7 protein-coding genes are annotated in these 10,268 nt (G+C 58.5%); 1 reads left to right on the top strand and 6 read right to left on the bottom strand.

Annotation, left to right across the window (positions count from 1 at the left end; all coding sequences use genetic code 11):
* Nucleotides 1-212 precede the first annotated feature (212 nt).
* The 5 genes from IE061_RS16380 to IE061_RS16360 all read right to left on the bottom strand — a co-directional run bounded on the left by IE061_RS16380 (nucleotide 213) and on the right by IE061_RS16360 (nucleotide 7,465).
* Complete coding sequence (locus tag IE061_RS16380; RefSeq protein ID WP_193462075.1) at nucleotides 213-2,156, bottom strand: ATP-binding protein; 1,944 nt, start codon at nucleotides 2,154-2,156, stop codon at nucleotides 213-215.
* A 130-nt stretch (nucleotides 2,157-2,286) separates the two neighbouring features.
* A complete protein-coding gene (gene glmS / locus IE061_RS16375; protein ID WP_193462074.1) occupies nucleotides 2,287-4,113 on the bottom strand; it encodes a glutamine--fructose-6-phosphate transaminase (isomerizing) in 1,827 nt (608 codons plus the stop codon).
* A gap of 43 nt (nucleotides 4,114-4,156) precedes the next feature.
* Nucleotides 4,157-5,524 carry a bifunctional UDP-N-acetylglucosamine diphosphorylase/glucosamine-1-phosphate N-acetyltransferase GlmU gene (gene glmU / locus IE061_RS16370; protein ID WP_193462073.1) on the bottom strand — a complete coding sequence of 456 codons (1,368 nt, stop codon included), beginning with the start codon at nucleotides 5,522-5,524 and terminating at the stop codon, nucleotides 4,157-4,159.
* Between the two features lie 15 nt (nucleotides 5,525-5,539).
* Entirely contained in the window at nucleotides 5,540-6,637 is a 1,098-nt protein-coding gene (locus IE061_RS16365; RefSeq protein ID WP_193462072.1) for an FAD:protein FMN transferase, read from the bottom strand.
* A gap of 27 nt (nucleotides 6,638-6,664) precedes the next feature.
* Nucleotides 6,665-7,465: an undecaprenyl-diphosphate phosphatase gene (locus tag IE061_RS16360; protein WP_193462071.1), complete on the bottom strand. Its 801-nt coding sequence runs from the start codon at nucleotides 7,463-7,465 to the stop codon at nucleotides 6,665-6,667.
* A gap of 181 nt (nucleotides 7,466-7,646) precedes the next feature.
* Between IE061_RS16360 and IE061_RS16355 the strand changes: the two genes are divergently transcribed.
* Entirely contained in the window at nucleotides 7,647-8,840 is a 1,194-nt protein-coding gene (locus tag IE061_RS16355) for a cation diffusion facilitator family transporter (protein ID WP_193462070.1), read from the top strand.
* Here the strand turns inward: IE061_RS16355 and mgtE are convergent.
* On the bottom strand, nucleotides 8,837-10,219 hold the full coding sequence (gene mgtE / locus IE061_RS16350; RefSeq protein WP_193462069.1) for a magnesium transporter: 1,383 nt from the start codon (nucleotides 10,217-10,219) through the stop codon (nucleotides 8,837-8,839). The two genes, IE061_RS16355 and mgtE, sit on opposite strands and share 4 nt — an antisense overlap.
* Nucleotides 10,220-10,268: the final 49 nt, after the last annotated feature.

Below are 10,268 nucleotides of genomic sequence, written 5' to 3'. Positions count from 1 at the left end.
CGACCGGGACGTGAATGCGGCCCGGAATATCCTCAGCCTCGGGGCAGGACGTTGCCCTCAAGAAGTTGGAATCCCCGTCCTTTAGGGCGGGGAGGACGTCAAGCGTTCAACTGCTATGGGATGCCAAGTCCGTGTGATTAGCCATCTGTTTGATCAATAATTCAGGTTCCTTGCTCTGTTACTCGCCACCGATCGTGCAGAGAGTCAGGTCGTTATCCATGTCGGGTTTCTCCACGAGGCTCAATACCCTGCTCCCGCAACCACTGAATACCTTTTTCTGTGGTTTGATATGCCTGATCCGGATGATTCACCACTTCAGCGAAGAGGTAAGCCAGCATCTTTTCATGCTCACGCATAACGTTCAGATGAGTACTCTTGAGCGACTTGACTGAGCGCCCGCCTAGCAGGCTGGCCAGTTGTTCTGCTTTATAGGGACGTAGTGCACACAACCATAGGATCACCGGCCAAAGTTTATCCTTACGTGTTTTGGGTGTGAGCTCCTCTATCCGAAGAGCCAAAGCGTCAGGCAGGTCACCCGCATTCACACTGAGGTCACCCTTATTTGCACCGAGGTCACCCGTATTTACTCCCAAGTCACCCGTATTTACTGCCTCTTGGCTGTGGAATAAAGGTAATTCACCCAAGTCAAATGACCAATCGGCAAGCTGATAGTAGGTTGCGGGGCCTGCTCCACCTTTTACCAGCACACCATACTGATGGTGCAAACGTCCCAATACCTGACTGGCCGATAAAGTATCCAGCCCGGTCACTGCACGCAGACCAGCGTTATCAACTGCACCGGTTTCCTTCGCCAAAATCAAGGCTCTGGCTTCATCGTTGGTTAACTGCAAATCCTTGAACTGACGTAACCATGCTAGCTGATCTTCACCCAATAGCTGGTGCAGCAAATAGGTTGCCTGAAACTCGTTGGCAATCACATGGCTTGAAAAAACCGGAGCCGTTAAGCCGACCTGATGTAACAGAGAGCGCATGGTACGAATACCAGAGCCTTTGGTTTCAGCAAAGTTCAGGTCGTACAGCACTGCAGCCAATACCGGGTTGCGTAATTTCGATCCCATTTCGCCAAGCATGGTCTCTGGCTTCAACGAGTAGCCTGCATTACGTATATCAATACGATTGCTATAGCGCACCACCAGAATCGGCTGCTGTACTTGATAATCTCGATGCATCAGGGCATTCACGACCGCTTCTCGTACCACTTTTTGTGGTAAAAGCGGCTGATCGCTACGCTGGGTACTACCTTCATCCAGACGAAAATGCTTTGGTAAATCGTCCAGAATGGTAGCTTCGAGCTTTGGGATCAGACGTAACAGCGGCTCACGCATATCCAATGTGGTTCGAAAACGCTGCTCAGGGTCTTCAACCCACTGGGTGCCACTGATACGCACATAATCTACACGCACCGAAGGCAACAAACGCCGCAACGCCAGTGGCTTACCCATCAGCAACAGTCCAGCGACATTTGGTAGCCACTCACCGTTGTGTTTTTTGACAAGATTCAGTGCACGCAACATCTCCTGATCACTGACCTGCAACTCCTCGGCATAAGGGCGTACTCGTGCCCGTAGCTGGCGATACAGGTCAATGATATCCGGGTCTAGATCATCCCATTCCGCACCCGGCAACACGACCTGCTCAAAACCCAAGCCACTCTTCGCCAGCAGCAACGGCTCTATCTCGGCTTGAGTACACTCGTAGTCGCCATTCAGTCCACGACGCCATACACCTGTTTTGCGTTTATTTTTCTTATCGAATTTACCTTTGAAAGTACAAGGCTTCGCGGCCGGCTCAAGCTCCGGCACAAACACCTGAATCACCGTCTTGCCGTGCAGCTGTAAGGTTTCTGCCGACACCGGTATGCTCTGCTCAAACTGTTCTCGGCAGTTGGTTTGCAGCTCTCCCAATACCTGATCTGTCTTGTGGATACCCGATACATAAAACTGCTCATGCTCATTATCCGGCTCCGAAACACCCAGCAGCAAATAACCGCCACCTAGCCCGGGCTCGTTGGCGAAAGCACAGACCGTCTGCATCACGGAGCCACCAATATCGGTACCCCTTTTAGCTTCGATACGCGGGCATTCATCCAGCAATTGCAGTTGTTCCAGCAACTCTTCGGCAGTAAATTCGTGCATCTGCGATTAGCCTCTCGGTTGCTGAATGTTTGCACAGCGCTTGACCGTTAGTAGCTGCTTTTTCTCCCACTGATGGAAGAGTCGCCTTTCGTTACCAACTTTATTCTGATACCTCACAGTGAGGTACCGATCATTCCACCGTCACGCTTTTCGCCAGGTTACGTGGCTGGTCCACATCGGTGCCTTTCAATACGGCCACGTGGTAGCTCAGCAGCTGTAGCGGCAGGGTATATAGCAGCGGCGCCAGTGCCTCGTGCACCTCCGGTAATTCCAGCACGCGGATGTCGTCCTGAGCGCTGATGCCTACCTTGCGATCAGCGAATACGAACAGCTGGCCGCCGCGAGCGCGCACTTCTTGCAGGTTGGACTTCAGCTTCTCCAGCAGGTCATCGTTCGGGGCCACCGAGATCACCGGCATTTCACTATCCACCAGCGCCAGCGGGCCATGCTTCAGCTCGCCAGCCGGATAGGCTTCCGCGTGGATGTAGGAGATCTCCTTGAGCTTCAGGGCGCCTTCCAGGGCAATCGGGTAGTGAGCGCCACGCCCCAAAAACAGCGCATGGTGCTTTTCGGCAAACGCCTGGGAGAGCGCTTCGATCTGCGCATCGAGGTCCAATACCTGCTGGCAAAGCGCCGGTAGTTCCTGCAGGGCAGCCAGAATCGCTGGCTGTTCAGGCCGACCCTTCGCTTTACTGACGGAGAGCGTCAGCAGCAGCAGTGCGATCAATTGCGTCGTAAACGCTTTGGTGGAGGCCACGCCGATTTCAGGGCCTGCACGGGTCATCAGCGACATATCCGACTCGCGCACCAGCGAACTGCCGGGCACGTTGCAGATCGCCAACGTACCGACATAGCCAAGGGTTTTGGCAAACCGCAGCGCTGCCAGCGTATCGGCGGTTTCCCCAGACTGAGAGAGCGTGACGAATAGCGTGCCTTCCGGCACCACCGGGTGGCGGTAACGATACTCGGAGGCCACTTCGACCTGCACCGGCACGCCAGCATAGCGCTCCAGCCAGTAGCGGGCCACCAGGCCCGCATGGTAGCTGGTGCCACAGGCGATGATATGCACTTGGCGGGTTTTCTGAAACAGCGCCTGAGCGTCTGGCCCGAAGCTCTCGATCAGCACACTGTTGGCGCTCACCCGTCCTTCCAGCGCCGCCTCGATGACCCTGGGCTGCTCGAAGATTTCCTTGAGCATGTAGTGGCGATACTCTCCCTTGCTGGCGGCACCATCGCCATGCTCGAAGGTATGCACCGGGCGCTCGACAACGTTCCCCTGTCGGTCGACGATACGGATGGCACCGTGTTCGCGCAGCTCGACCAGATCGCCCTCTTCCAGGTAGATGAAGCGGTCGGTGACCTGCAACAGCGCCAGCGGGTCGGAGGCCAGGAAGGCTTCATCGATCCCCACGCCCACCACCAGCGGGCTGCCCTGACGGGCGCCCACCACCACGTTAGGCTCGTGCGTACTCATCACGCCCAGCGCGTAAGCTCCCCCCAGCCCGCTGACGATCTCCTGGGTCGCTTCGAACAGTGTCTTGCCAGTAGTGAGTTTGTCGGCCAGTAAGTGGGCGATCACTTCGGTATCGGTGTCGGAAGTGAAGGTGTAGCCGCTGCCCTGCAGCGTCTCCTTGATCTGCTCGTAATTCTCGATGATGCCGTTATGTACTACAGCGACACTGTCGCGGCTGTGGTGGGGGTGAGCGTTGGCCTCGGAGGGCTTGCCGTGGGTGGCCCAGCGGGTATGGGCGATACCGCAATGCCCCGGCAGTGCCTCGTTGGCCAGGCGCTCTTCCAGGGCCGCTACCTTCCCCAGTGCCCGGTGGCGGGTCAGCGCTCCGCTGCTGAGTACCGTCATGCCTGCCGAATCATAACCACGATACTCCAGACGCTTGAGTCCTTCCAACAATATTCCCTGCACATTGCGCTGTGCCACGGCTGCGACGATACCGCACATACTCCACTCTCCTGGAGGCGCCAAGCGCCTGTGTCACCGATAGTTAGTTTGCTTTTTTGGTGGGGCGCGGCCAGTCGGCCTTTTCCAACTGGCGGCTGCGAGTGACCGCCAAGGTATGTTCTGCCACGTCCTTGGCGATGGTGGAGCCCGCGCCCACGGTGGCTCCCTGACCAATCGAAACAGGCGCGACCAGCGCGCTGTTGGAGCCAATGAACGCATGGTCGCCAATCTGCGTGCGATGCTTGTTGGCGCCATCGTAGTTGCAGGTAATGGTGCCTGCCCCAACGTTCACCTCGCGCCCCAGGGTGGCATCGCCCACGTAGCTCAGGTGATTGATCTTGCTGCCTTCACCGACCTCGGCGTTCTTGGTCTCCACGAAGTTGCCCACTTTCGCCTTGACCGCCAGACGCGTGCCGGGGCGAAGACGAGCGTAGGGCCCAATCTGATTATGGCCAGCGGCCACCGTGGAGTCGATGACGCTGTGGCTATCGATGACGCTTTCAGCACCGAGGGTACTGTTCTTGATCACGCAATAAGGGCCAACGCGCACGCCTTCGCCCAATTCCACGTCTCCTTCGAAGACGCAACCCACATCGATGAACACGTCGTGTCCACAGGTGAGCTTGCCGCGCACATCGATTCTCGCCGGGTCTGCCAGGGCAACGCCCTGGGCCATCAACGCTTCCGCCGTCTGCTGCTGGTAAGCACGCTCCAGACGGGCCATCTGGGCACGGTTGTTGACCCCTTCCACCTCGGTAGCATCGTGGGGCTGCGCCGTGGCCACCTTGATACCTTCGCTGGCAGCCATGGCAATGACGTCGGTCAGATAGTACTCACCCTGGGCATTCTCTGCCGAGAGCTGGGGCAACCAGCGCTTCAGTTGAGCGCTGGTCATGGCCATGATGCCGGTATTGCACTCGGTGATGGCCAGTTGCTCGTCGTTGGCATCTTTTTGCTCGACAATCGCCACGGCCTGCCCGTCACTATCGCGCACGATGCGCCCGTAGCCGCCAGGGTCATCCAGCGTGACCGTCAACAGGCCCATATGCTGCTCATCCACCTGAGTCAGCAGGTTGGCCAACGTGTCACGGCGAATCAGCGGCACATCGCCGTAAAGCACCAGCACGACGCCGTTGCCCAGATGAGCCTGGGCCTGAGCCACGGCATGGCCCGTCCCCTTTTGCTCTTCCTGCAGAGCAAACAGCACGTCATGCTCTGCCAGCGCTTCTCGCAGTTGATCAGCGCCGTGGCCGATCACCACGTGGGTCCGTGCCGGATTCAGCGCCTGAGCGGTCTCCAGCACGTGCTGCACCATGGGTTTGCCTGCCAGGGTATGCAGCACTTTCGGCAAGGGAGAGCGCATCCGCGTCCCTTTGCCAGCGGCCAGAATGACGATGTCGAGATCATGCATGTTCAGTACCTACCGTTATTGGGCCACCGCCGGTGTCCAGGCATCGATGCCCAGCTCTTCCAGCAGCGCATCACCAAAATAGTTCGTAAACGCAGGGCTGGCGATGCTGCGCCAGCGGTCGCCGTCGCGCACCAGCAGCAGTACGCTCAGGTCGTGTTCAAGGGCCAGTGCCATTCCCTCTTCCGTGCCGACGACCAGCAGTGCCGTGGCCCAGGCATCCGCCCATGCATTGGAAGGGTGGAAGACCGACACCGATACCAGGTCATGGGTAATCGGTTTGCCGTCACGAGGATTGATGGTATGCGAGTAGCGCTGCCCGTCGACTTCGAAGTAATTGCGGTAGTCACCGGAGGTCGCCACCGACAAGTTGCTGAGCGGCACGATATGCTGAGCCGTCTGCTCACCGTCTTCCGGCACTTCGATACCTACACGCCAAGCCAGTTCCTCGTCGGGCTCCCGGTAACCCCGGGCGATCATGTCTCCCCCCAGGTTCACCAGATAGTGCTCGATCCCCTGCTGGTCCAGATACGCACCCACTCGATCGACGGCATGACCTTTCGCCACGCCAGAAAGATCGACAAAGATATCCCGCGTGCGTCGCGCCTGCATCTGCTGGGTATCCACTTCCAGGGCGTCATACCCGACGGTCGAAAGGCGTTCGGCAAGGGCTTCATCGCTGGGCACTTCTTCTGGCCTCGCCTCTGGCCCGAAACTCCACAGATTCACCAGGCCGCCCACCGTCACGTCGAAGGCACCATCGCTATCCGTCGCAATGGCTTGGCTGACGGCCAATACCTCGATCAGCTCATTGGACAATGGCTGCCATTCATCCAGCGGCGCATGATTGAACGTTACCAGCTCGGCGTCATCCCGATAGGTCGACATGGAACGGTCCACGCTCTCGAGTTCGGCCAGAAAGCCCTCTTCCAACGCCTGTGCCTGGCCCTGGGTCAGCGGATCCATCACCGTCACCTGGTAGAAAGAGCCAAATACCCCTCCTTCAAACCGGGTGGGCGGCTCCAGGGGGCGATCACTCTCGGAACAGCCTGCCATCAGGGGCAACAGGGTGAGTAAACCAAGGCCAGCTAAAAAGGGACGATAGCCGATGTTCATCGCATTTTCCTTGAAATGTGCGCGGGGTCAGAAGTGGAAGAACCACAGCAGCCAGAGACCAAATACCACGCGGTAAACCACGAACGGCTGCATGCCCAGTTTCTTGATGACGACCAGAAAATAGTGAATACACAAGTAAGCGCTAATACCAGAGAGAAGCGTACCGACGATCATGGCGGGCCAGTCGATGGCCTGTGGGTCGCGGAGCAAGCCAACGGCCTCCAGTCCTCCGGCCAGCACAATCACGGGGATCGACAGCAGAAACGAGAAGCGTGCCGCGCCCTCTCGGCTCATGCCTACCAGCAGGGCTGCCGTGATGGTGATCCCAGAACGGGACGTGCCTGGAATCAGCGCCAACACCTGGGCACCACCGATGATGAGCACGTCTTTGAGCGACATCTGATACTCACTACGTGTCCCACGCTTGCGCCAATCGGCAAAGCCTAGCAGCAGGCCGAAAACGATAAGGCTCGCCCCGATGATCAGGGTTGAACGCATATAGTCCGAAATCACATCATGGAGCAGAAACCCCACCAGACAGACGGGTATCGTCGCGATGACGACCCAAATGCCCAAGCGAGCATCTTCATCCACCCCGCGCCCTACCAACGCCTTCGAGGTGCTGGTGATCATCTGAATGATTTCATGACGAAAGTAGATGACGACCGCGCTCAGGCTTCCCAAATGCAGTGCCACGTCAAAGGCTAACCCTTGATCTTCCCAAGAGGTCAGTTCAGGCACCAGAATCAGGTGTGCAGAGCTTGAAATAGGCAAGAATTCCGTTAGTCCTTGCACTAACGCCAGAATAATGACTTGAAGCCAATCCATGGTGCATCCTGTAAACAGTGAGTCAAAGGGCGATGGCTGGGAGTGCCAGAGCTGCCAAGGATACACATCCCCGCTTTCATTGTCCGCTCTGACCAAGGACTCCTGGCAAGAAGGTATAGAGCTTGCGCCGTGGTGCGCTACAATAAGTGCCTATCGAAAGAGCGAGTCTTCAAGGTATCCCATGACTCAGACCCCAGAATCATCAGTGGTTCCCAGCAACGCCATAGACAGCCAGGAAGCCAAGCGCGTCACGTACATTGGTGCCTGGCTGGATGGGCTGCTGAGTGTCGTCAAGGTGGTGGTGGGGTTTCTGGTTGGCTCGGCAGCCTTGATTGCCGATGGCATTCACTCCCTGTCTGACCTTGTCACCGATGGCTTTGTTCTGGCCGCCATTCATTATGGCCGTCAGGAACCGGATAACGACCACCATTATGGCCATGGCCGTATCGAGACGCTGACCACGCTACTGCTGGGCAGTGTGCTGATCTTTGTGGCCGGCGGTATCGCCTGGTCGAGCATCGACCGTCTGTTGAGCGGTACCGAAGTAGGCGCGCCCGGCGCTTTTGCCATCGCGGTGACGGTGCTGGCCCTGATCAGCAAGGAGTGGATCTTCCGCTACACCATGCGGGTCGCCAAACGGGTCAAGTCCAAGCTGCTGGAAGCCAATGCCTGGCACTCCCGCAGCGATGCTCTCTCCACGGCCGTCGTGCTGGTAGCACTGGTGGGTGCCCAGTATGGGCTGGGGTGGCTGGACGCCGTGGCCGCGATCATCGTGGGGTTACTGGTAGGTAAGGTCGGCATCGACCTGCTGTGGGAATCCGCCAGAGAACTGGTAGATACCGCCTTGCCCGAAGACGTGCAGCAGCAGATGCATGATGTGGCCTGCAGCGTGCCCGGCGTGGATAGCGTGCATGACCTGCGTACGCGCCAATCGGCAGGCTGGGTGATGGTGGACCTGCACGTGGTGGTGGGTCCGCGTATCACCGTTTCCGAAGCTCATGAAATCGGCAATGAGGTGAGTCGCCGCCTGCGCCACGAGTTTCCGCTACTGACCGACGTCATCTTCCACGTGGACCCGGAAGACGATGCCGGTGAGGGCGACCCGAGCCGCCTGCCCGGCCTGCCCTTGCGCCCAGAAGTGGAAGCCGCTCTCGATGAGCGCTGGTACATGCACCCGGTATGGCGCACGTTGAACGATCTGCAGCTTCACTACCTGGACGACAAGGTATCGGTCACGCTGATCATCGGTGACGCGGTCCACCAGCCGCCCCAGTGCCTGGCCAGCCAGCTCAAGGCGCTGGCCAGCGACATCGAGTGGCTGGGCCACGTGGAAGTGATGTTCATCACCCGCGCGGCCAGCAGCGCCATGCGCTAGACGTTGGTCAGAATGGCGGTGGCGATGGTGAAGTAGATCAATACCCCCGAGGCATCGATCAAGGTCGTCACCAGCGGTGCCGAGGCCGTGGCAGGGTCCACCTTGAAGCGCTCCAGCACGAACGGCAGACACATGCCCATCATGCTACCGAACAGCACGATGGTGACCATGCTCAACGCGACCACCATGGCGACGTCCTCACCGCCACGCATGACCCCGATGGGCGCGACGGCCAACGCCATGGTCAGCCCCAGTGCACCGGCCACCAGCAGCTCCCTGCCCAGCATCTTGCTCCAGTCCTTGACCCCTACGTCCCCGGTGGCCATACCCCGCACCATCAACGTGGCCGCCTGGGCGCCCGCATTACCGCCACTGCCAATCAACAGCGGCAGGAAGAATACCAGAGCGACCTGGGCGGCAATGGTATCTTCGAAGTACGCAATACCAGCCCCCGAAAACAGGTTGGCAAACACCAGCAGTACCAGCCAGGTCACCCGCTTGCGGTAAAGACTGGCCAAGGGCACCCGACTGACACCGTCTTCCAGTTGGCCAATCGACATCCCCTTGTGGATATCTTCGGTGGCCTCGGATTCAGCCACGTCCATGGCATCATCGTGGGTCACGATCCCCACCATGCGCCCATCCTGATCGAGTACCGGCAGCGCCAGCAGGTCATAGCGCGCCACGATACGCGCCACTTCTTCCTGCTCTTCGTCTACGTGGGTGCTGATGACATCCTTGATCATGATGTCATCGACGATGGCACCCGGACGGGCGACCATCAGCTGCCGTAGAGACATGGTTCCCACCAGCTCACCTTCCTTGTTGAGTATGTAGAGCTGGTAGACCGTTTCCGCATCCGGCGCTGTCTGTCGTACTCGCATCATCGCCTGTGACACCGTCATGCCACTGGCTATCGCTACATAGTCAGAGGTCATGATGGCGCCGGCCGTGCCTTCTTCATAGCTGGCAAGACGCTTGAGATCTTCCCGCTCCTGATGCGCCATGCGGCGCAACAACGCTTCGCGGCGATCTTCATCGAGCAGGTTGAACAGATCCGCCCGCTCATCCGAGCCCATCTCCTCTAGCAGCTTGAGCACTTGGGTATCGCTCAGCTCACCGACGACTTCCAGCTGACTCTCGCCTGGCAGATAGCCCAACACATTGGCGGCTCGCTCGGTGGAGAGTATGTCCAGCACCGTCAGGGCCGCACGTAGCTCCTCATCCTCTTCGATCAGCTCTTCCAGCACTTCGCCAATGTCGGCCGAGCGAATTTCGGCGAGACGTTCCGCCAACTGCGCCTTGCGGGGCTCTTCCTTGACCAGCTCCTCGAGCAGCTCGGTTTTCAATTCCTGTAAGGCTTCTTCGTTCAGCGCCATCGCTCTCTCCTGATGCCATTCAAATCCGGGACGACTGACCACCATACTA

This window comes from Vreelandella hamiltonii (genome assembly GCF_014651795.1).
Lineage (GTDB): Bacteria > Pseudomonadota > Gammaproteobacteria > Pseudomonadales > Halomonadaceae > Vreelandella > Vreelandella hamiltonii.
Note: the sequence above shows the minus strand (reverse complement) of the source record. Positions and strands in the feature narration are given on the sequence as shown.

Excerpts from the sequence above, each read along its gene's own strand:
- mgtE (WP_193462069.1), bottom strand. The coding sequence starts at position 10,219 with ATGGCGCTGAACGAAGAAGCCTTACAGGAATTGAAAACCGAGCTGCTC.
- glmS (WP_193462074.1), bottom strand. The coding sequence starts at position 4,113 with ATGTGCGGTATCGTCGCAGCCGTGGCACAGCGCAATGTGCAGGGAATA.
- IE061_RS16365 (WP_193462072.1), bottom strand. The coding sequence starts at position 6,637 with ATGAACATCGGCTATCGTCCCTTTTTAGCTGGCCTTGGTTTACTCACC.
- IE061_RS16360 (WP_193462071.1), bottom strand. The coding sequence starts at position 7,465 with ATGGATTGGCTTCAAGTCATTATTCTGGCGTTAGTGCAAGGACTAACG.
- IE061_RS16380 (WP_193462075.1), bottom strand. The coding sequence starts at position 2,156 with ATGCACGAATTTACTGCCGAAGAGTTGCTGGAACAACTGCAATTGCTG.
- IE061_RS16355 (WP_193462070.1), top strand. The coding sequence starts at position 7,647 with ATGACTCAGACCCCAGAATCATCAGTGGTTCCCAGCAACGCCATAGAC.
- glmU (WP_193462073.1), bottom strand. The coding sequence starts at position 5,524 with ATGCATGATCTCGACATCGTCATTCTGGCCGCTGGCAAAGGGACGCGG.